This is a genomic window from Streptomyces microflavus (assembly GCF_014650075.1).
GTDB classification, from domain to species: domain Bacteria; phylum Actinomycetota; class Actinomycetes; order Streptomycetales; family Streptomycetaceae; genus Streptomyces; species Streptomyces microflavus.
This window is the reverse complement of record NZ_BMUG01000009.1, coordinates 35,287-56,133: the sequence shown is the minus strand read 5'-3', so window position 1 is coordinate 56,133 and position 20,847 is coordinate 35,287. Positions and strand designations below refer to the sequence as shown.

General features: G+C 73.6%; 20 protein-coding genes. 12 read left to right on the top strand and 8 right to left on the bottom strand.

Going from position 1 to position 20,847, the window contains the following annotated elements; all coding sequences use genetic code 11:
- Window positions 1-2 precede the first annotated feature (2 nt).
- Complete coding sequence (locus IE264_RS25445; protein WP_032757815.1) at window positions 3-1,238, bottom strand: MFS transporter; 1,236 nt, start codon at window positions 1,236-1,238, stop codon at window positions 3-5.
- 86 nt (window positions 1,239-1,324) lie between these two features.
- Here IE264_RS25445 and IE264_RS25440 point away from each other — a divergent pair, with 86 nt between their 5' ends.
- The 5 genes from IE264_RS25440 to IE264_RS25420 all read left to right on the top strand — a co-directional run bounded on the left by IE264_RS25440 (window position 1,325) and on the right by IE264_RS25420 (window position 9,063).
- A complete protein-coding gene (locus tag IE264_RS25440; RefSeq protein ID WP_190167704.1) occupies window positions 1,325-2,302 on the top strand; it encodes an ArsR/SmtB family transcription factor in 978 nt (325 codons plus the stop codon).
- Window positions 2,303-2,467: 165 nt separating this feature from the next.
- Entirely contained in the window at window positions 2,468-5,089 is a 2,622-nt protein-coding gene (gene lanKC, locus IE264_RS25435; protein ID WP_032757816.1) for a class III lanthionine synthetase LanKC, read from the top strand.
- Between the two features lie 69 nt (window positions 5,090-5,158).
- The gene (locus IE264_RS25430) at window positions 5,159-5,290 is read left to right on the top strand and encodes a SapB/AmfS family lanthipeptide (protein ID WP_015611153.1); all 132 of its coding nucleotides are present in this window, start codon (window positions 5,159-5,161) and stop codon (window positions 5,288-5,290) included.
- A gap of 135 nt (window positions 5,291-5,425) precedes the next feature.
- On the top strand, window positions 5,426-7,237 hold the full coding sequence (locus tag IE264_RS25425) for an ATP-binding cassette domain-containing protein (protein WP_032757817.1): 1,812 nt from the start codon (window positions 5,426-5,428) through the stop codon (window positions 7,235-7,237).
- Window positions 7,234-9,063 (top strand): ATP-binding cassette domain-containing protein, encoded by a 1,830-nt coding sequence (locus IE264_RS25420; protein ID WP_032757818.1) that lies wholly within the window; start codon window positions 7,234-7,236, stop codon window positions 9,061-9,063. The genes IE264_RS25425 and IE264_RS25420 overlap by 4 nt, the downstream gene beginning before the upstream one ends.
- Here the strand turns inward: IE264_RS25420 and IE264_RS25415 are convergent.
- From IE264_RS25415 to IE264_RS25405, 3 genes are all read right to left on the bottom strand, one after another.
- On the bottom strand, window positions 9,032-9,637 hold the full coding sequence (locus IE264_RS25415; RefSeq protein ID WP_015611156.1) for a response regulator transcription factor: 606 nt from the start codon (window positions 9,635-9,637) through the stop codon (window positions 9,032-9,034). The genes IE264_RS25420 and IE264_RS25415 overlap by 32 nt on opposite strands.
- A gap of 250 nt (window positions 9,638-9,887) precedes the next feature.
- Window positions 9,888-10,769, bottom strand: coding sequence for a transglutaminase-like protein (locus IE264_RS25410; RefSeq protein WP_015611157.1), 882 nt, complete (start codon window positions 10,767-10,769; stop codon window positions 9,888-9,890).
- 71 nt (window positions 10,770-10,840) lie between these two features.
- Window positions 10,841-11,842 (bottom strand): GNAT family N-acetyltransferase, encoded by a 1,002-nt coding sequence (locus IE264_RS25405; protein ID WP_032757819.1) that lies wholly within the window; start codon window positions 11,840-11,842, stop codon window positions 10,841-10,843.
- 117 nt (window positions 11,843-11,959) lie between these two features.
- Here IE264_RS25405 and fdxA point away from each other — a divergent pair, with 117 nt between their 5' ends.
- The gene (gene fdxA, locus IE264_RS25400; protein WP_003966501.1) at window positions 11,960-12,280 is read left to right on the top strand and encodes a ferredoxin; all 321 of its coding nucleotides are present in this window, start codon (window positions 11,960-11,962) and stop codon (window positions 12,278-12,280) included.
- Between the two features lie 114 nt (window positions 12,281-12,394).
- Complete coding sequence (gene dapC / locus IE264_RS25395; protein WP_032757820.1) at window positions 12,395-13,489, top strand: succinyldiaminopimelate transaminase; 1,095 nt, start codon at window positions 12,395-12,397, stop codon at window positions 13,487-13,489.
- Between the two features lie 95 nt (window positions 13,490-13,584).
- On the opposite strand, the gene IE264_RS25390 is transcribed toward dapC, so the two are convergent.
- Together IE264_RS25390 and IE264_RS25385 are read right to left on the bottom strand one after the other, a co-directional pair.
- On the bottom strand, window positions 13,585-14,022 hold the full coding sequence (locus IE264_RS25390; protein ID WP_015611160.1) for a hypothetical protein: 438 nt from the start codon (window positions 14,020-14,022) through the stop codon (window positions 13,585-13,587).
- A gap of 287 nt (window positions 14,023-14,309) precedes the next feature.
- The gene (locus IE264_RS25385) at window positions 14,310-15,230 is read right to left on the bottom strand and encodes a hypothetical protein (RefSeq protein ID WP_180289091.1); all 921 of its coding nucleotides are present in this window, start codon (window positions 15,228-15,230) and stop codon (window positions 14,310-14,312) included.
- Between the two features lie 165 nt (window positions 15,231-15,395).
- On the opposite strand from IE264_RS25385, the gene dapE reads away from it, so the two are divergent.
- Both dapE and IE264_RS25375 read left to right on the top strand, forming a co-directional pair.
- Entirely contained in the window at window positions 15,396-16,475 is a 1,080-nt protein-coding gene (gene dapE / locus IE264_RS25380; protein WP_032757821.1) for a succinyl-diaminopimelate desuccinylase, read from the top strand.
- A gap of 120 nt (window positions 16,476-16,595) precedes the next feature.
- Entirely contained in the window at window positions 16,596-17,381 is a 786-nt protein-coding gene (locus IE264_RS25375) for an LOG family protein (protein ID WP_015611163.1), read from the top strand.
- A gap of 128 nt (window positions 17,382-17,509) precedes the next feature.
- On the opposite strand, the gene folP is transcribed toward IE264_RS25375, so the two are convergent.
- The gene (folP, locus tag IE264_RS25370; protein WP_015611164.1) at window positions 17,510-18,382 is read right to left on the bottom strand and encodes a dihydropteroate synthase; all 873 of its coding nucleotides are present in this window, start codon (window positions 18,380-18,382) and stop codon (window positions 17,510-17,512) included.
- 64 nt (window positions 18,383-18,446) lie between these two features.
- Between folP and IE264_RS25365 the strand changes: the two genes are divergently transcribed.
- Complete coding sequence (locus IE264_RS25365; protein WP_051821857.1) at window positions 18,447-18,899, top strand: cell division protein DivIVA; 453 nt, start codon at window positions 18,447-18,449, stop codon at window positions 18,897-18,899.
- A complete protein-coding gene (locus IE264_RS25360) occupies window positions 18,896-19,492 on the top strand; it encodes a DNA-3-methyladenine glycosylase I (RefSeq protein ID WP_032757823.1) in 597 nt (198 codons plus the stop codon). Before IE264_RS25365 ends, IE264_RS25360 begins: the two co-directional genes overlap by 4 nt.
- A 9-nt stretch (window positions 19,493-19,501) precedes the next feature.
- Here the strand turns inward: IE264_RS25360 and chcB are convergent, their stop codons facing one another.
- On the bottom strand, window positions 19,502-20,314 hold the full coding sequence (chcB, locus tag IE264_RS25355) for a 2-cyclohexenylcarbonyl CoA isomerase (RefSeq protein WP_032757824.1): 813 nt from the start codon (window positions 20,312-20,314) through the stop codon (window positions 19,502-19,504).
- Between the two features lie 317 nt (window positions 20,315-20,631).
- On the opposite strand from chcB, the gene IE264_RS25350 reads away from it, so the two are divergent.
- Window positions 20,632-20,799 carry a DUF3117 domain-containing protein gene (locus IE264_RS25350; RefSeq protein WP_003966491.1) on the top strand — a complete coding sequence of 56 codons (168 nt, stop codon included), beginning with the start codon at window positions 20,632-20,634 and terminating at the stop codon, window positions 20,797-20,799.
- Window positions 20,800-20,847: the final 48 nt, after the last annotated feature.

The following is a 20,847-nucleotide window of genomic DNA, read 5'->3' as shown; positions in this document are numbered from 1 at the left end:
GGTCACGAGGTCGTCGTCTCCTTCGTTTCCGTCGTACGGGATGATCCTTCCCCCTGCAGTCTGCCTTCCGCTCCCCGCCCACGTCCCGCCCGCAGCCCCGGCGCCAGGGCCACCGTCACCGCCAGCGAGAGTGCCGCGACCGCCGCCATCCCGGTCCCGGGCGAGGTCAGCTGGGCGACGGAGCCCGCGACGGCCGCGCCCACACCCTGCATCGCGAGCATCCCCGAGGAGCTCAGCCCCAGCGCGTGACCGCTCAGCTCCTCGGGCGTCAGGGCCATCAGCCGTTCCTGGAGCAGCAGGCTCGCGCTGAAGCCGACGCTCGCCAGGACCACCGCCACCACCGCCACCGGCAGCCCGGGGTTCAGGGCGAACACCAGGTACGGGGCGGCCAGCAGCAGCCGCAGCGGAGCGCCGAGCCGGGCCCGCCACCGCCCCGGCACGAACCGGCCGACCAGCGCGTCCCCGGTCAGCATCCCCAGGGCCCCGCAGGCGAAGAGGAGCCCGGCGTGCGCGGGCGCGTAGGCGATGTACAGGGACTCGCACCCCACCACCAGCCCGTTGGGCACCCACAGGGCGAGGTAGACGGAGCGGCGGGGCGCGGACGACCAGAGCAGCGCGTTGGTCCGCCAGGTCTCCCGGACCGAGGCCCGGCCGGAGGCGCGGGGCGGCCGGGCGGTGAGGCCGAAGCGGGCGAGGGCGGCAGCGACGACGTACAGGGCAGCGCCGACCAGCAGCGTGCCGCGCGCCGAGAGAGCGGTCACCAGTACCCCGCCCACCGCGAAACCGAGGATCTGCATGGTGCCCACCGCCATGTTGAGCACGGAGCGGCCGAGCAGGAAGCCCCGCTGCGGAAGGATCTCGTTGAGCAGCCCGTACCGCACACCGCCGCCCAGCGAGGACGCCACCCCGAGCCCCAGCAGGACCGCGAAGGCGGCCCACAGGGGCAGCCCCGGCACCGCCTGCACGCCGGTGCCGAGCGCGAACAGCAGGGCCAGGCCGGTCAGCGTGGCGCGCGGCGGCAGCCGGTCCGCCGCCGACAGCAGGGTGAGGGCCCCGGCGACCTGGGCCAGGGACGGGCCGAACATGGCCAGCGCCGACAGCAGCGGTGAGCCGGTCGCCGCGTACACGAGGGTGCCGAGGGCGAGGCCGGCCGCGGTCTGCGCCGCCACCTGCACGGAGACGGTCGTGAAGAAGGGGAGGAACTCCGGGGTGCGGAAGAGTTCGCGGTAGGTGCGCATCAGCGGAGTGTGCGAGGACGCTCCGCCGGCTCGTTACTCTTTCGCGGAGAGGCGAAACTCTCCACGTACGGCATCCGGGGGCGGCCATGGGCTGGTGGCAGATCAGTGCGGACACCCTCGCGGACAGCCGTTTCGTCGTCTCTCCGCTGGCGGAGACCCTGGCGAGCCTGAGCACCCTGGAGCGGGCCGTCTCCGCGCATCCGCGCGAGCGCGCCTGGCTGGAGCGGTGGCTGCCCGCCTACCGGCGGCTCCGGTCGGACGACCCGCTCTCCGCCCGGATCATCCGCACCGCCCTCGCACCCCGCTGGAGCGCCGACTTCCTCACCCCCACCCCCGTCCCCCCGCCCCCCGGCCGGCCGCCCGCCACCTTCGCCCAGGAGCTGGAGCGGGTCCGGGCGACACCGCCGGACCGGGCCCGCGCCGACCTCGCCGAGAGCCTGCGCGGACCGCTGCCCGCGGCGCTGGACCGGGACGACCTGGCGCGGCGGAGCGCCGACGTCCTGGAGTGGGTGTGGACGCACACGGTGGAGCCGGAGTGGCCCGCGCGCCGCCGGATCCTGGAGGCCGATGTGATCGCCCGGGCCGCCCAGTTGAGCCGGGGCGGCTGGGCGGAGGCGATCGACGGGATGCGGCCGGGGATGCGGTGGCTGGGGGAGAGCCGGCTCCAGATCAACACGTACGACAACCCGCCGCGCGAACTGGGCGGCGCCCAGCTGGTGTTCACCCCCGTCACCGCCGACGTGGGCTGGGTCTGCTGGGACATCCCGCACCGCTACGGCGTGGTGTACCCGTGCTCGGGCGCACTCGCCGACACCGGGCGGGCCCCCGTGCCGCAGGCGCTGGGAGCGCTGATCGGCCCGGCGCGGGCCGGGGTCCTGGTCCTCCTGGCCTCCCCGCTGAGCACGACCCAGCTGGTCGCGCTGACCGGGCAGGGGCTGGGGTCGGTCGGGCGCCACCTGCGGGTCCTGCTCGACGCGGGGCTGGTACGCCGTCGCAGGGACGGCCGGTCCGTGCTCTATTTCCGGACGGCCGCCGGGGACGGGCTGTTGCGCGCGGCGGGCTGAACGCGCCCCGCGCGCGCCCCTGCCCGCAGCAGGCAAGTCACCGAAAGGCGGTGCGGTCCGCATGGATAGCGCGCATGTATGAGTCGTGACATCGGTGACTATTGGCAATGCTCATCGTTGTGACAATTTCTCTCTCGCCAGCAAAGACCGAGCGAGGGGAATGTCGTGAATCCGGAGTACGCCGCGTACTGCCAGGCGGACCGCCGCTTCTACGACGCACCCCACCGTTCCCTCCAGGACGGCGCCGAGGACGGTTCGTTCTACGCACCGGTCCGTGGCGCCGCACCCCAGGGGTGGACCCGCTCCCGGCGCGGTGACTGGCTCTCCTTCAGCCCCGACGGGCTCCGGCTGCCGGCCCAGGGCTGGAAGATCCACATATCGGCCGCCGCCGACAACGCCGCATCGGTGCTGGAGAGGGTCGCCGAGCACTGTCTGGCCCACCGACTGCCCTTCAAGTGCGTACCGTCCCCCGGCCTGTTGAACCTGCGGAACGCCAAGTACGCGGACCGGGCGGGGAGCGGCAAGTTCATCACCGTCTACCCGCACTCCGAGGACACGTTCCCCGAGGTGTGCACCTCGCTGATGAAGCTGCTGGAGGGCGAGCACGGCCCGTACATCCTCAGCGATCTGCGGTGCGGGAACGGGCCGGTGCACACGCGGTACGGGGCGTTCGCCGCCCGTTTCTGTACGGGCCCCGACGGGCGGCCCGTACCCGCGGTCGCCGACCCGCAGGGCCGCCTCGTCCCCGACGACCGGGGCCCGGCCTTCCGGATACCCGCCTGGGTGACCCCGCCGGACTTCCTGCGACCGCACCTCGAAGCCCGCGCCGCGGTCGGCCTCGGCGATGTGCCGTACACCGTCGAGAAGGCGCTCCACTTCTCCAACGGCGGCGGGGTCTACCTCGGCCGCGACACCCGCACCGGCGAGCAGGTCGTCCTCAAGGAGGCCCGCCCCTACGCCGGGCTCGCCGCCGACGGGGCCGACGCCGTCGCCCGGCTGGAGCGGGAACGGACCGCGCTGGAGCAACTGGCCGGACTGGACTGCGTACCCGCTGTGCACGACGCGTTCGAGGTCGGCGGCCACCACTTCCTTGTCCTCCAATACCTGCCGGGCACCACCCTCAACACAGTCTTCGCCCGCCACTTCCCGCTCGCCCGGCAGAACCCGTCCCCGGAGCTGCTCGCCGAACACGCGGCGTGGGCCGAGGAGTTGTACGGGAAGGTCGAGCGCGCCGTCGAGGCCGTGCACGCCCGGGGCGTCGTCATCAGCGACCTGCACATGAGCAACGTCATGGTCGACGAGGAGACCTCCCGGATCGCCCTGCTCGACTTCGAGGCCGCCTCCCGGGCCGGTGACCGGCGCCGCCAGATCGTCGCCAACCCGGCCTTCGTGGCCCCGCCCGACCGGCGCGGCACCGAGATCGACCGGTACGCGCTGGCCTGTCTGCGCCTGGCCCTGTATCTGCCGCTCACCACGCTCTTCGGCATCGACCGCACGAAGGCCGCCGGCCTCGCCCGGGACATCGCGCGCATCTTCCCGGTCGACGAGGAGAGCCTGCGCCCGGCGGTGGAGGAGATCCAGCGGGGTGCGGAGGCCCCGGCCTCGGGGACACGTACGCCCGCGCCCGGCGACTGGCCGGCCGCCCGCGACTCGATGGCCCGGGCCATCGCCGCCTCCTGTACGCCCGACCGCGACGACCGATGTTTCCCGGGCGACATCGCCCAGTTCGCCACGGCCACCGGCGGCCAGTCCTTCGCGTACGGCGCCGCCGGAGTGCTCTACGCCCTGCACGAGACGGGCGCCCCGCGCTGCGAGCCGGCCGAGGAGTGGCTGCTGCGGCAGGCCAAGGCCCCGGCCTCCGGCTCTCCGCTAGGCTTCTACGACGGGCTCACCGGCATCGCCTGGGCCCTGCACCGGATCGGTCGCACCGCCGAGGCCGCCGACCTCACCCGGATCGTCCTCGATCAGCCCCTGGAAGGGCTGACGGCGGACCTGCACAGCGGGTACGCCGGTATCGGCCTCGCCCTGGACGACCTGGCCCGCACCGCCTCCGCCGCCGAGGGCCGGGCGCTGGCCGCCGCGGCGGGCCGCTGCACCGCCCTCGCCGTCCGGGCCCTCGTGGACGGCCCGCCGTCGCCCCGGACCGGACTCCTGCACGGCGCGAGCGGGGTCGCCCTGCTGCTGGTGCGCCGGTACGAGACCACCGGGGACACCGCCCTGCTCGACCTGGCGGCCGTCGCCCTGCGGCGCGACCTGGACCGGTGCCGGGCGGGCGACGAAGGTGAACTCCTCGTCGTCGAGGGCAAGCGGCTGATGCCTTACCTCGGGGCGGGCAGCGCCGGAATCGCGGCCGTCATCGACGCCTACCTGGCCCACCGCCCCGACCCGGAGCTGGAGGCCGCGGGCCGCGCCCTGCTCCCGGCCGCGCTCTCCGCCTTCTACGTCCAGCCCGGACTGCTGCGCGGCTCGGCCGGACTCCTCCTGCACCTGGCGGCCACACCCCGGTGCGACGAGGAGACCCGGGACGGGGCCGTCCGCCTCCACACCCGCCTGCTGTCCAGCCACGCACTCGCGTACGAAGGTGAACTGGCCTTCCCCGGCGAACAGCTGATGCGGCTGTCGATGGACCTGGCCACCGGGACCGCCGGCTGCCTGCTCGCCCTGGGCAGCGCGCTGGACACCGCGCCGGGCCCGCCCACCACGCTTCCCTTCCTCGCCGCCGCTCCACACGCGGCGCACCCCGGCCGCGCGAGCGGCCCCACGGACCGGCTCCTTCAGGGGTCGTAACAGCACAACCGCTCAACACCCAGCCGGAGCAACGGGTTCCGGTTACCGTCCCAGAAAGGAAACACCATCATGGCGCTTCTTGACCTTCAGGCGATGGAGACCCCGGCCGAGGAGTCCTTCGGTGAGCTCGCCACGGGCAGCCAGGTCTCGCTGCTGGTCTGTGAGTACAGCTCGCTGAGCGTGGTCCTCTGCACCCCGTGACGCCTCGCCGCCCGTTCCGCCGGTGACCCAACCGGCGGACCGGGCGGCCCGTCCGCCGGTCCCGCGCGGTTCGTCCGCCCGGGACCGGCGGCGTCTGTCCGTACCGACCGACGCGGGTCCGGAAAGGAAGACCACGTGCGGCTGAATCCCCGCCCCGCGGCGGCATCCGGCACCCGGCGGCTCGCCCGGCGCCACCCGGCCGCCCTCCTGGCCCTGTTCCTCTGCTCCACCGGCGGCGCGCTCGCCGCCCTCGCCCTGCCCGCCGCCCTCGGCCACACCGTCGACGGGCTCATCGACGGCGGGCCCGTGCCCTGGTCCGGGCTGCTGCTCTGCGCCGCACTGACCCTCGCCGAGACCTGGTTCGACGCGGGCGCGGCCGTCCTCGGCACCAGCACCACCGCCCGGCTCACCGCCCATCTGCGCACCAGCACCACCGCCCGGGTCCTGGCGGCCGAACCCCGCGGCGCCCTCGCCGTACCGACCGGCGACCTCACCGCCCGGCTCACCGCCCGCACCGCCGACGCGGCCGCCGCCCCGGTCACCGCCGCCGGGGCCGTCGCGGGCGTCCTGCTCCCGGTCGGCGCGGTCGCCGGCCTCTTCCTCATCGACCCCTGGACGGCGGCCGCCTTCCTCCTCGGCGCACCCCTGCTCGTCGCCCTCCTGCACACCTTCACCCGCCGCACCGCCGACGCCGGAGCCGACTACCAGCGCGCCCAGTCCGTCATCGCCCACCGCCTCACCGAGGCCCTCGACGGCGCCGAAACCATCCGCGCCGCCCGCACCGGAGCCCGCGAGTACCACCGCATCCTCGAACCGCTCGGCGCCCTGGCGGACCACGGCCGGCGCACCTGGACCGTGTACGGGCGTGCCGCCGGCCAGAGCGCCCTGCTGCTGCCGCTCCTCATGCTGCTGGTCCTCGCCGTCGCCGGACTCCGGCTCGGCGCGGGCGCGATCGGCGTCGGCGACCTGGTCGCCGCCTCCCGGTACGCGGGCCTCGCCGTCGGCATCGGCGCCCTCACCGGAGCGCTCGGCGCCCTGGCCCGCAGCCGCGCCGCCGCCCGCACCCTGGACCCGCTGCTCACCCTGGACCCGCTGCCGCACGAGGGGCTCGGCCCGGTCCCCGGCCGCCCCGGCCACCTCGAACTCCGGGACGTCGGCGTCGTACAGGACGGGCAGCCCCTGCTCACCGGCGTCCACCTGACCGTCCCCGGCGGCACGTCCCTGGCCGTCGTGGGCCGCTCCGGCTCCGGCAAGTCGGTCTTCGCGGCGGTCGCCGGACGCCTCCTCGACCCGGACACCGGAACCGTCCTGCTGGACGGCGTACCCCTGACCGCCATGGACCCGGCCCTCCTGCGCCCCGAGGTCGCCTACGCCTTCGCCCGCCCCGCCCTGCCCGGCACCACGGTCGAGGACACCATCGCCTTCGGACCGTGGACCGCCGGGCCCGAGGCGGTACGCGACGCGGCCCGGGCCGCCCGGGCCGACGGGTTCGTCGGGCTCCTCCCGTACGGCTACGCCACCCCGCTCACCGACGCCCCGCTCTCCGGCGGCGAACGCCAACGCCTCGGCCTGGCCCGCGCGTTCGCCCACCCCGGGCGGCTGCTGATCCTGGACGACGCCCTCTCCGGCCTCGACACCGTCACCGAGCACCACGTCCGGCGCGCACTCGACGAGCGGGCCGGGCGCTCCACCCGCGTGATCGTGGCCCACCGGCTCTCCTCGGCCGCGCGGGCTGACCGGGTCCTCTGGCTGGAGGACGGCCGCGTCCGGGCGACGGGCCCGCACGAGGAGCTCTGGGCGGACCCGGAGTACCGGGCGGTGTTCCGTACGGAGGTGGCGGAGGTGGCCGATGTGGCGGATGCACAGGGCACACCGGACGAGCCGGACCCGTCCGGGACGCCACCACGGCCACGGGCCGAAGCGATGCGGGGAGCGGAGGCCCGGTGACGCCACCCCGACCGGCCAAGGGGGACAGCCGCCGCGACGGCGCCCTCACCCGGGTCACCCGGGACGCCCGCCCCTTCCTCCGCGCCCGCACCGGAACCGTGCTGCGGCTGGCCGGCTGGTCCCTGCTGGAGTTCGTCCAGACCTTCCTCGGCGGATACGGCGTGGCCCGGGCACTCGACCACGGCTTCCTCGCCGGACGCCCGCTCACCGGCCTCCTCTGGCTGGCCGTCGCCGCCGTCGCCGTGCTCCCCGCCCAGCTCGCCACCCGCGGGGTCTTCGGCCGCCTCGCCGACCTGGTGGAGCCGCTGCGCGACGGGCTCGTGCGGCGCGCGGTCTCCCGGGCGCTCGCGGGCGCCCTCGCGCACCCCGCCGGCACCACCGCCCGCTCCCTCTCCCAGGTCACTCATCAGAGTGAGATCGCCCGGGACGGTTGGGCCGGACTCGTCCTGACCCTCAGGTCGTTCGTGTTCACGGTGGCCGGGGCCGTGGCCGGGCTGCTCGCCCTGGAGCCGAGGCTCCTGCTGATCGTGCTGCCCCCGCTGATCCTGGGCGCCGCCCTGTTCCTGGCCACCCTGCTGCCGATGGCCGCCCGCCAGCGCGACTACCTCACCGCCGACGAGGCGTACGCCGCCCACGCGGGCAAGGCCGCCGCCGATCTGCGGGACATCGCCGCCGCCGGGGCCGCCGACCGCACGGTGGCGGAGTCCCGGGCCCTGGCCGACGACCAGGTCCGCGCGGCCCGTTCGCTGGCCCGCTGGTCCGGCGTACGCGTGGTGGCGCTCGCGGTCTGCGGCCGGTTCCCGCCGCTCCTGCTGCTGCTCGGCGCCCCCTGGCTGCTGCGCGACGGCCTCACGCCCGGCGCGCTGGTGGGCGCGCTCACCTACCTCACCCAGGCGCTGGCCCCGGCCGTCCAGGCGCTGATGACCATGCTCTCCACCGTCGGCGGCCGCCTGCTGGTGGTCCTGGACCGGTTCACGGACGCGCCGCCACCGCCCGCCGCCGACGACCGGCCGCCTTCCGTGCCACCTGTACGGGGCTCCGCGCCCGTGGCCGAACTCCGGGCGGTCACCTTCGCGTACGGACCGGCCGCGCACCCCGTCCTGGACCGGCTCTCGCTCACCGTCGCCCCCGGCGAGCACCTCGCGGTCGTCGGGCCGAGCGGGAGCGGCAAGTCGACGCTCGCCGCCGTCATCGCCGGGGTGGAGCGGCCCACGGCAGGCGCGGTGCGCTGGCACGGGCGGCCGGTGCGCCCGGCCGACGCCACCGCCGTACGCGTCCTGCTGCCCCAGCACGCCTACGTGTTCACCGGTTCGCTGCGGGACAACTTCTGCTACCTCCGTCCCGCCGCGGGCGACCGCGACCTCGCCGCCATGATCGACGCGCTCGGCCTGGACCCCCTGCTCTCCCGGCTCGGCTCCCTCGACGCACCCCTGGAACCGGACCGGCTCTCCCAGGGTGAACGCCAGCTCATCGCCCTCGGCCGCGCCTATGTGGCCGCCCCGCCGCTCATCGTCCTCGACGAGGCCACCAGCCGGCTCGACCCGGCCGCCGAGACCCGCGCCGAGCTCGCGTTCGCCGCCCTGCCGGGCGCCCTGGTGGTCGTCGCCCACCGGCTCAGCTCGGCCCGGCGCGCCGACCGGATCCTCGTGATGGACGGGCCCCGCACCTGCTGCGGAACCTCCGCGGAGCTGCTGCGCACCTCGGCCCTCTACCGGGACCTGGCCGGACTCTGGGAACCGGACGAAGAGCCCCGCGAGAACGGTGAACCGGACGGCCGGCCCCGCGAGAACGGGCTCAAATCCAGCCCGCCTCCTTCGCTCTTCTGATGGCGTCCACCCGATTGCGCGCCCCGGATTTCCGAATGGCGGCGGCCAGGTAATTGCGGACCGTCCCCGGGGTCAGATGCAGCCGCTGCGCGATACCCGAGACGGTTTCCCCGCCCTCGGCGAGGGCGAGCACGCCCAATTCCCTGGGAGATAAGGGCATGTCGGCCACCTGCAACAGGCTGAAGGCAAGTGACTCGTCGATATGCCGCCCGCCGTCGGCCAGTTTGTGCATGACCTCGGAGAGATCGTCCACCGGGCGGTACTTGTCGATATAGCCACGGGCGCCCGCCTCATAGGCCCGGCGCAGCCCCCGCGGCCGGTCGCTGCAGGTGAGCACGGCCAGCGGACAGCGCCTGCCGTGCGGTCCGGCCAGCGACCTCACCTCCTCCAGGACGTCCAGGGCATCCGGACAGTCGAGGTCGGTGAGGAGCACATCGGGCCCCGTTCCGGCGAGCGCCGAACGTATCGCGCCCCGGTCGGCGGTCCGTACCTCTATTCCCTGCCCCGCACCGAGCAGGGAGGCCAGCGAAGCGCGCCACAGGGGCACGGTGTGGACCAGCAGAACGGTTGTCATCAGGCTGCCCTCGGCATTTCTCTCCTGGCGCGCGCACTACAGGCGTATCGCAGAATGCGATGGTGTGTGCGCGTCGGGTGACGGGTCTCCAGTGGAACGCATGAGCATTCGGGTATGCCGACGAATTGGCGGATTCCCGTGCCTGATGGGCGCGGATGGGGGCGTTCGGATGTACAGCGGGAGCGCATCGGGTGGCGGAACGGCTGAATCCGGCCGGTTTCCGGGGTAGTTCAGCGGTGCGCGGGCCGTTTCAGTTCAGCAGGGCGCGGGCAGCCTGGGCCTTCCGGCGGACCGACTCGGCGGTCGTCGGCTCGATGGTGTCGAGTACCTCCGCGTACTCCTCCATCTCCGCCGCCCCGCGCTGGAACTCCCCGCGCTGGACCAGCAGCTGGGCCCGTTCGTAGCGCAGCCGTGCCGGGTGCGAGGGCAGGAGCAGTGAGAGCTCCACCGCCCAGAGGGCCACATCCGTGCGCTCGGGGCGGGCGGTGGCCCAGGCCCTGATGTTGTTGAGGATGCGCAGCACGATCTCCAGCGGCCGCGCGGGCGTCAGCATGGAGGGCTCAAGCCGTGCCCCCGTCGCCCCGGCGACCAGGAGATCGGCGTCCTCACCGGTCAACGGCGCGCCCCCGGCGAACGGATCGACGAGCACCGGCTGTGCGGGGTCCCCGAAACCGACCACGAAGTGGCCGGGCAGCGCCACCCCGTACACCGGGGCGCCGGCCCGCCGGGCGACCTCGATCCAGACCACCGAGAGCAGGATCGGCAGCCCCCGGCGACGCCGCAGCACCTGCTGGAGCAGTGAGGACTCCAGCCGCTGGTAGTCGGCCGACGAGCCGCTGAACTCGAACCGCCCGCCCAGCAGTTCCGACAGCGCCGAGGCCCACGCGGCGGGGGAGCGGGAGCCGTACGGCAGCAGTCCGGCGAGCCGGTCCAGTTCGATCTGCGCCGCGTCGACCCCGTACGGGTCGGGGGAGACCTCGTGCGGCTCGACCGGGCGCGGTTCGTCGGGGCCGACCGGGCCCGCCTCCGCGCCCAGCAGCAGACAGAGCAGTGCCAGATCCGGCCGTTCGGACCGGGCCTCCTCGGCGAACTGCCGTCGGCGGTCGGCCGTACCGGAATCCTGCGCGCTCATATGCGAACCATGTCCCTGCTCGTCCCTGCTGCCGTGCCCTGCCCCCGCCCGGCTCCCCGCTCCGGGCCTCGTCAGGCGGGCCGGAAGTGGTGGTAGCGGTGGTGCGCCGCGAAGCCCATGCCGTCGTACAGGGCCCGCGCCCCTTCATTGTCCTCCTCCACCTGGAGCCAGGCCGCCGAAGCGCCCTCGTCCAGGGCCCGGCGGGCCAGGGCCGCCATCACCGAGGTGGCCAGCCCGCGCCGCCGGTGCTCGGGGGCGACCTCGACGGCCATGAACCCCGCCCACCTCCCGTCCACCACGCACCGGCCGATCGCCGCGGGCGCCTCCCCGCCGGCCTCGCCCGCCACCGTGGCGAACCAGACGGTGGGACCGCTGCCCAGTACCCGCAGCACATGGGGGCCGGGGGTGGAGAAGCGCTGGTAGCGGGAGAGCCAGGCCTCGTCCGGCTCGCGGGTCAGCCGCACCGCCGTGACGTCCGCGTCCAGGTCACCGACCGGCGCCAGCGCGGCGATCCGCACCTCGGCCGTGACCTCGCGCCGCCACCCGTGCCGCTCCAGCTCCGCGCAGAGGGTCTCCTGCGTCCCCTCGGCCCCGGTCGCCGTCTGGATGTACGCGGGCAGGCCCCGCTCCTCGTACCAGCGCTCGACCCGCCCGAACGCCTCGCCGAGCGGCAGGCCCGGATCGCCGAGCGGCAGCGCGGAGTTGGCGCGCCGGGTGAAGCCTCCGGCGGCGCGCAGCCGCCACTCGCCCAGGGGTTCGCTCTCCACCGGCTGCCAGGCGCGGGCGGTGACGGCGGCCAGCTCCCGGAAGGAGGCCGCCGGGCCCCGCCTGCGGGCCGGGGCGGCGGGCACGACCTTGCCCGCGACCAGGGACGATTCCACGATGTGGACGGACTCCCCGCTCTTTCGTGTGATCGAGACCACACCGTCGTTCCATGATGTGAGAACACCGACCGTGTCCGTGAACTCCGCGCCTGCGCCGTCCCCCTCGGGGCGCCGCCGGACGGAGACCCGTTTGCCCACGTCAGCCGGTGTGATGCGGATTTCCAGCCGTCCGCCCATGGTGAATTCCACAGCTCTGTCCGCCCCTCCTGTTCGGATCGTGCCCGAGAACGGAGATACTAGGGGCGGGCATCGACGACGCCGCGCTCCCGCGCGAGAGCCAACGCCCTACCGAGGAGGAACGACAGCGTGACCTACGTCATCGCGCAGCCTTGTGTCGACGTGAAGGACAAGGCCTGCATCGAAGAGTGCCCCGTCGACTGCATCTACGAGGGCCAGCGGTCCTTGTACATCCACCCGGACGAGTGCGTCGACTGCGGAGCCTGTGAGCCGGTCTGCCCGGTCGAGGCCATCTTCTACGAGGACGACACTCCGGAGGAGTGGAAGGACTACTACAAGGCGAACGTCGAGTTCTTCGACGACCTCGGCTCCCCGGGTGGTGCCTCGAAGCTGGGTCTCATCGAGCGCGACCACGCGTTCGTCGCCGGACTGCCGCCGCAGAACCAGTAGGCGGCAGCGGCACCAAGTGCGCAGCCCGGTCCCGTACGGCTTGTCACCGTGCGGGGCCGAGGCGTTTCCCCGTACGGCCGGGAACGGCCCGAGAACCCGAGAAAGCAGAGACCCGTGTCCGCAGTCTCCTCCCGCCTCCCGGTCTTCCCCTGGGACAGGCTCACGCCGTACAAGACGACGGCCCAGGCCCACCCGGACGGCATCGTGGACCTCTCCGTCGGTACGCCGGTGGACCCGGTGCCCGAGGTGGTCCAGCGGGCGCTCGCCGCCGCCGCCGACAGCCCCGGCTATCCGACGGTGTGGGGGACCGAGGCCCTGCGCGACGCGCTCACCGGCTGGGTGGAGGGGCGCCTCGGCGCGGTCGGGGTGACCCATGCCAACGTGCTGCCGGTCGTCGGCTCCAAGGAGCTGGTGGCGTGGCTGCCGACGCAGCTCGGGCTCGGCGCGGGCGACAGGGTCGCCTACCCGCGGCTCGCCTACCCGACGTACGAGGTCGGCGCCCGGCTCTGCGGTGCGGAGCCCGTCGTCTACGACGACCCGACCGAGCTGGACCCGGCGGGGCTGAAGCTCCTGTGGCTCAACTCGCCCTCCAACCCGACCGGGAAGGTGCTCCCCAAGGACGAGCTCACCCGGATCGTGGCGTGGGCGCGCGAGCACGGGGTGCTGGTCTTCAGTGACGAGTGCTACCTGGAGCTCGGCTGGGACGCCGAGCCGGTCTCGGTGCTCCACCCGGACGTCTGCGGCGGTCACTACGACGGGATCGTCGCCGTCCACTCGCTCTCCAAGCGCTCCAACCTGGCCGGCTACCGGGCCGCGTTCATCGCGGGCGACGCGGCCGTCCTCGGTGAGCTGCTGCTGATCCGCAAGCACGGCGGGATGATGACGCCCGCCCCCGTGCAGGCCGCCGCCGTCGCCGCCCTCGGTGACGACGTGCACGTGGCCGAGCAGCGCGCCCGGTACGCGGACCGGCGCCTGGCCCTGCGCGCCGCCCTGGAGGCGCACGGCTTCCGGATCGAGCACAGCGAGGCGAGCCTCTACCTCTGGGCGACCCGCGGCGAGCCGTGCTGGGAGACCGTGGCGTACCTCGCGGAGCTGGGCATCCTGGTGGCGCCCGGCGACTTCTACGGCCCGGCGGGCGAGCGCTTCGTCCGGGTCGCGTTCACCGCGACCGACGAGCGGGTGGCTGCGGCGGTCAAGCGCCTGTCCTGACGCGGACGTACGCCTGTCCTGACGCGGACGTGCGAGAGGGCCCGGGGAGTGCGCACTCCCCGGGCCCTCTCGCATGTATGCCGTACGGCGGTGGGTCAGCCGATCGGCAGACCGTTCAGCGGCAGACCGGAGGTGGGCAGACCGCCCGCGAGGGCGTCGGTCGGCAGGCCGCCACCGGCGGCACCGGCGACGCCGCCGACGGCCTCGCCCGCGCTGCCCGCGGTCTGGCCCGCGGTCTCCTGGACGGCGGGGGCGGCCACCTTGGCGGTCTGGCCGGCCGTCCTGCCCGCGGCCGGAAGGGCGGTGCCGACGAGGCGGCCGCCGGTGTCACCGGCCGCCTTGGTGCCCTGCTGGGCGGTGCTGTCCAGGGTGTTGCCAAGGCTGGCACCGTCCAGCGCGGTCAGACCGCCGAGGTCCGGGGCCTGCGGGAGCTCTGCGGCACCTGCGGCGCCGGCCGCACCGACCACGGGGGCTGCACCTGCGGCGATCAGCAGCGCGGTACGAGCGATCCGACGGGTCAGGGGGAGGGACATGGTGCTCCTTCGACGGGATGTCAGTGATTCGGTCCGGTGAGCCGGACGCACTGACAACAGGTCGGAGGGGAGGGAAAGTTGCGGCGGGCAAAGGTAAAGAGTGAGTAATGCGTCCGATAATCCGCAGCGGAGGAACCCGGGCAAACAAAGCATTCCGGAGCCGTTCGATGAACCGTCACTTCCCATGGGCGGCAAGGGAATCGGTGCTGCATGAACGAAAATCCGAAGTGGCGGTCCAGGGGGCCCGCAGCGGCAGCCTCAAGGGTCCGAACGGGTGACGGGCCGTACTACTGAGCGACCCGGATCCCGACGGCTGTCGTGTCCGGTTCCTTGTCCTTCGTGCGTTCCGTCCGCCAGCCCGAACCGGCGTCCCAGACCCGGTCGGCATAGCTCACGCGCTCGATCCGCAGCTCCTCGGAGTGCGCCACCGCCCAGTGCGCCAGCTCCCAGCCGCGCTGCGGCGCGCCCTCCGCCTTCGCCCGGGCCGTCGCCGGTACGGGCACCGACACGGAGGCGGCCGCCGACGCGCCCGCCGCCTTCGTGGCCGGGAGGACGTCCTTGCCGAAGGTGCGGATCAGCTCGGCCCGCACCTGCGCCGCGTCCCCCGGGCTCTCGTCGGTCCTCTTCGGCGGCGTGCAGTTCAGCGCGGCGGGCTCGCGACCGGTCAGCGCGGCGGCCAGCAGCGCGGCGTCCGGCTCGTGCTTCGCGTACGCCTGCGGGAAGCCGCTGCGCTGCACGCGCTGTGCCGCCACGGTCAGCGGCAGCCGCGAGTAGCCCGGGACCTCGGCGAGGTGGTCGTAGAACTCCCCGGACGAGTACACCGGGTCCATGATCTGCGCCACGGTGCCCCAGCCCTGCGAGGGCCGCTGCTGGAACAGGCCGACCGAGTCGCGGTCCCCGTAGTCGATGTTGCGGAGCGTGGACTCCTGGATCGCCGTCGCGATCGCGATCGTCACCGCCCGCTCCGGCATCCCGCGGGTGGTCCCCACGGCGGAGATCGTCGCCGCGTTCGCCGCCTGGTGCAGGCTCATCTCGTAGGTGTGGTCCCCGTCGGCGGCCCGCACGACACAGCGCGGCGCGGACTCGGTGGTGGAGGAGTCGTACTGCACGGCCAGATAACCGCCCAGCGCGGCGAGCACGGCGAAGGCGGCCGCGTAGCGGAGAAGGCGGCTGCGACGGCGGCGGGCGGGGCTGGCTGTCCGGGGCACGGGCCCCACCGTACTGGAGGGTACGACCGGGGGCCGATACCCCGGCCCTCCAGGGGCGTGACCATGCCCCCACGCCCCGTACTCCAGGGTCATGACCGTGCCCCCACGCCCCGTACTCCAGGGTCACGACCATGCCCGTACGCCCCGTCCTCTAGGGTCGTGGCCATGTCCGACAGCACGCTTGACCTGACCCTGGACGGCCCGGCGCTCACCGCCCGGCTCGTCGACTTCCCCTCGGTCAGCGGGGAGGAGAAGGCACTCGCCGACGCGATCGAGACAGCGCTGCGCTCCCTGCCCCATCTGACCGTCGACCGCCACGGCAACAACGTCGTCGCCCGCACGAATCTCGGCCGCGCCGAGCGCGTCGTCCTCGCCGGGCACATCGACACCGTGCCGATCGCCGGCAACGTCCCCTCCCGCCTCGACGCGGACGGCATCCTCTGGGGCTGCGGGACCACCGACATGAAGGCCGGCGTCGCCGTGCAGCTCAGGATCGCCGCGACGGTCCCCGAGCCCAACCGCGACCTGACCTTCATCTTCTACGACAACGAAGAGGTCGCCGCCGACCTCAACGGCCTCGGCCACATCGCCGACGCCCACCCCGACTGGCTGACCGGAGACTTCGCCGTCCTCCTGGAGCCCTCCGACGGCGAGGTCGAGGGCGGCTGCCAGGGCACGCTCCGGGTCCACCTGCGTACAGCGGGCGAGCGGGCGCACTCCGCGCGCAGCTGGATGGGGTCCAACGCCGTCCACGCCGCCGCCCCGATCCTGGCGAAGCTGGCCGCGTACGAGCCCCGCCGCCCGGTCATCGACGGCCTCGAATACCACGAGGGGCTCAACGCCGTCGGCATCGAGGGCGGCGTCGCCACCAACGTCATCCCGGACGCCTGCACCGTCGTCGTCAACTACCGCTACGCCCCCGACCGCACAGAGGAGGAGGCCATCGCCCACGTCCGCGAGGTCTTCGCCGACTGCGGGGTGGCCGAGATCGTCATCGACGACCACTCCGGCGCCGCCATGCCCGGCCTCTCCCACCCCGCCGCCAAGGCGTTCATGGAAGCGGTCGGCGGCACGGCCCGGCCCAAGTTCGGCTGGACGGACGTCTCCCGCTTCGGCGGCCTCGGCGTCCCCGCGGTGAACTACGGCCCCGGCGACCCGATCTACGCCCACAAGCGCGACGAGCACGTGGTGGTCGAGAAGATCACCCACTGCGAGGACCGCCTCCGCTCCTGGCTGACCGCCTGAGCGCCCGACCGCCCGACGCACGGCATTCCCCCGTACGTAACCTCCGCCGATCTACGCTGGCCGGACGCAGCACGACACAGCCCGGCCCAGGACGACACAGGCCGGTGGAGGGAGCGGAACATGGGCAACGCCGAGGACGCACGAATCCCTGAAGGTGCGGAGGTCCCCGAGGGCGCGGTGGCCCCCGAGGAACAGTGGCTGGGTCCGGTACTGCGCCGCAGGGAGCAGGTCCAGCCCGGCACGACCGATCAGCGGTTGCTGGACTCCGAGGGCGACTCCGAGTGGGTGCACACCGACCCGTGGCGGGTGATGCGCATCCAGTCGGAGTTCGTGGAGGGCTTCGGCGCGCTCGCCGAACTGCCGAGCGCGATCAGCGTCTTCGGCTCGGCCCGCACCCCGGCCGGATCGCCGGAGTACGAGGCCGGCGTCCGGATCGGCAAGGCGCTGGTCGACGCGGGCTTCGCGGTGATCACCGGCGGCGGCCCCGGCGCGATGGAGGCCGCCAACAAGGGGGCCAGGGAGGCGAAGGGCGTCTCGGTCGGCCTCGGCATCGAGCTGCCCTTCGAGTCGGGACTGAACCCGCACGTCGACATCGGCGTCAACTTCCGCTACTTCTTCGTCCGCAAGACGATGTTCGTGAAGTACGCACAGGGCTTCGTGGTCCTGCCCGGCGGCCTCGGCACCCTGGACGAACTCTTCGAGGCGCTCACCCTCGTCCAGACCGGCAAGGTCACCCGCTTCCCGATCGTCCTCTTCGGCACCGCCTACTGGGGCGGCCTGATCGACTGGCTCCGCGAAACGGTGGTGGCCCAGGGCAAGGCCTCGGAGAAGGACCTGCTGCTGTTCCACGTGACGGACGACGTGGACGAAGCGGTGACCCTGGTGACGAAGGAGGTCGGGCGGTGATTTTCAGCCCGTCCGGCGTTTGAGGACATCTTTTCCGGCCGGTCCGGCCGCACTCAGCCCCTCCGGCGCTTGAGGAGCGGGGCCCAGGGGCAGCGCCCCCGGCCCCGCCCGCCGGGCAGGCGGCAGAACTACGCCAGCCCCCGCCGCGCCACCGCCGGAGGCCTGTGCCCGGCGATCGACGCCACCATGTCCAGGACCTGCCGCGTCTCCGCCACCTCATGCACCCGGTACACCCGCGCCCCCAGCCACGCCGACACCGCCGTCGTCGCCAGCGTGCCGATGACCCGCTCCTTCACCGGCCGGTCCAGCGTCTCGCCCACGAAGTCCTTGTTGGACAGCGAGACCAGCACCGGCCACCCCGTCTCCGCCATCTCCTCAAGCCGACGCGTCGCCTCCAGAGAGTGCCGGGTGTTCTTCCCGAAGTCGTGACCCGGATCGATCATGATCCCGTCCGCCCGCACCCCGAGCTCCACCGCCCGCTCCGCAAGCCCCACCGTCACCCGCAGGATGTCCGCCATGACGTCGTCGTACGCGATCCGGTGCGGCCGCGTCCGCGGCTCCGCGCCCCCCGCGTGCGTGCACACGAGCCCCGCCCCGTACCGCGCGGCGACCTCCGCCAGCTTCGGGTCGACCCCGCCCCACGCGTCGTTCAGCACGTCCGCCCCGGCCTCGCAGACCGCCTCGCCCACATCGTGCCGCCAGGTGTCCACACTGATCACCACATCCGGGTGGCGACGGCGGACCTCGGCGACGAACCCGACCGTGCGGCGCGCCTCCTCCTCGGCGCTCACCTCCTCGCCGGGGCCGGCCTTCACCCCGCCGATGTCGATGATCGCGGCGCCCTCGGCCACCGCCTGCTCGACCCGGGCGAGCGCCGGCTCGTCCTGGAACGTGGCGCCCTGGTCGTAGAAGGAGTCCGGGGTCCGGTTCACGATCGCCATGATCACCGGCTCGTGCGGCCCGAATTCCCGCCGCCCCAGCCTGAGTGCACCGCTTCGCATCCCGTGTTTCCTCCTCGATAGCCCGCCTGCGACCCTAACGTCCGGCCCCGACTGTCCGTGCCGCATGGCACGATCGGAGCCGGACGAGGTTTCCGCCCCCGGGGAGATGCGCGTGTTCTGGTTCTTGCTGCTCACGATGGTCGTGGTCGTCACGGCGGTCACCCTCGCGGTGGTCGGCGGTGGCGGGAGCCCCGTGCTCCAGGACGTCACCCCCGAGCGGTTCACCGACCCCCTGCCCGCGACCCGCCCGGTCGGCCGGGCGGACGTCGAGGCGCTGCGCCTGCCGATGGCCGCCCGCGGCTACCGGATGGCCGACGTCGACGAGGCGCTGTCCCGGCTCGGCGCGGAGCTGGCCGAGCGGGACGCCCGGATCGCGGAGCTGGAGTCCGCCCTGGCCGGGGTGCAGGCGTCCGCGGTGACGACGGGGACCGACCTGTTCAAGCAGCCGGGGGACCGGCCCGCCGAGCCGGGCGACCAGGGCCACGGCCCGGCCCGCGGCGAGGACGACGCACGATGAGCGGCGGAGCCGTGGCCGCCCCCGACGGCAGGCTGCGCTGCCCGTGGGGCCTGTCCACCGAGGACTACCTCGCCTACCACGACACCGAGTGGGGCCGCCCGGTCCACGGCGACGACGCCCTGTTCGAGCGGCTCTGCCTGGAGGCGTTCCAGTCCGGCCTGTCCTGGCTGACGATCCTGCGCCGCCGCGAGACCTTCCGTACGGCGTTCGCCGGATTCCGCATCGCCGAGGTCGCGAAGTTCACCGGCACCGACCGGGAGCGGCTCCTCGCCGACCCGGGCATCATCCGCAACCGGGCCAAGGTCGACGCCACCCTCGACAACGCGAAGGTGCTCGCCGACTGGCCGGCCGGGGAGCTGGACGAGCTGATCTGGTCCTACGCCCCCGACCCGGCCGTCCGGCCCGCCCCGCGCGGGCTGGGCGACGTGCCCGCCGTCACCCCGGAGTCCACCGCGCTCGCCAAGGAGCTGAAGAAGCGCTCGATCCGCTTCGTCGGCCCGACCACCGCCTACGCGCTGATGCAGGCCTGCGGCCTCGTCGACGACCACCTCGCGGACTGCGTGGCCCGCGGTGGTGCCCCCGTAGCTCCGTAGGGTGACCCGCTACTTCCCCAGGTAGACGGGGGTCTCCTTCGCGAGGAACGCCTCCACCGCGATGACATGGTCCTGCGACGCGCCCGCCCGGGTCTGGAGTTCGTCCTCCTTCTCCAGAGCCTCAGCGAGCGTGTGCCCGGCGCCGTACGCCATCGATTCCTTCAGTGCCGCGTACGCCACCGTGGGGCCGTCCGCCAGGGTGCGGGCCACCGCGGCGGCCCGCTCGGCCAGCTCGGCCGCCGGGACCACACGGTTGACGAGGCCCAGCTCCAAGGCGTCCTGCGCGGAGATCGAGCGCGGGAAGAACAGCAGATCGGCGGCGCGGCTCGGGCCGATCAGCCGCGGCAGCGTCCAGGACACGCCCGAGTCCGCGGTGAGTGCGACACCCGCGAAGGAGGTGTTGAAGGAGGCCGTGTCGGCGACCACCCGGTAGTCGGCCGCCAGGGCGAAACCGAACCCGGCCCCGGCCGCGACGCCGTTCACCCCGGCGACCACCGGCTTGGCCATCTCGGTGATCGCCCGCACGATCGGGTTGTAGTGCTCCCGCACGGTGCTCAGCGCGTTCCCGCCGCCCGACTCACGGGTCGCCGCCAGCGTGGCGACGTGCTCCTTGAGGTCCTGGCCGACGCAGAAGGCGCGCCCGGTGGCCGTGAGCAGAACCGCCCGTACCGCCGGGTCCGCGGCCGCCTCCCGCAGGGAGTCCCGGAGCGCGACCTTCGCCGCGGTGTTCATGGCGTTCATCGCGTCGGGTCGGTTGATCGTGATCGTCGCGAGACCCTCGCTCACGTCGTACAGCACGGTGTTCGCCGGCTCGTCGGCCATTGCGGTCCATCCCCTCACTGCGCGGGCATCGTTGCCACTGGAGGCAAGCATGGCCGACGCGGGGCGGGGTGTAGATGTGACCTGCGTCTAACAATTGGCTCTCACCTGGGGGTCCAGGGCGGCGCAGTATCGCAGCCGGATCGCCGAATTGGGTGGTTTTGAGAGAGCGCGTTGCGCAAGCGATGCAGAGCGATGTTGGTCATCGGGGTCGTTGATGCGGGATAATGGTGAAGAAGCAATGTGTTCGATGCCGGTGAGGCAGCGCCTGTCATGGGGCCGCCGGTTGCGATGAGCTGGTTTCAGGAAGGGGAACGAGCATGGCGGCCATGAAGCCGCGGACGGGCGACGGCCCGCTCGAGGTGACAAAGGAGGGGCGGGGCATCGTCATGCGCGTTCCGCTCGAAGGCGGCGGTCGGCTTGTTGTCGAGCTGACTCCGGACGAGGCCGATGCCCTCGGCGACGCGCTGAAGAAGGTCGTCGGCTGACGCGGAACGCCCATCACCTGCACCACTGCCCGGTACGGATTCCGTACC